The sequence below is a fragment of the Dolichospermum circinale AWQC131C genome (assembly GCF_000426905.1).
In the GTDB taxonomy this organism is placed as follows: Bacteria; Cyanobacteriota; Cyanobacteriia; order Cyanobacteriales; family Nostocaceae; genus Dolichospermum; species Dolichospermum circinale.
In genome coordinates this window covers 455-679 of record NZ_KE384606.1, presented here as the reverse complement: position 1 = coordinate 679, position 225 = coordinate 455, and positions in this window count along the sequence as shown.

Here is a 225-nt window from a genome sequence, read left to right as displayed (position 1 = left end):
CAAGATTATTGAGAATATAGGGTACTAGTCCTTTTTTGCTGAAGAATGATTTAAATAACTTATAAGATATATTCAGATGTATAAGATTTATAGATTTGTAGGTTGGGTTGAAGCATGAAACCCAACACTACACATAAAAACCTAGATTTGTAGGTTAGGTTGAAGCATGAAACCCAACATGAGCGTTGGGTTGCGCTGTCGCTTAACCCAACCTACGGAAAATGG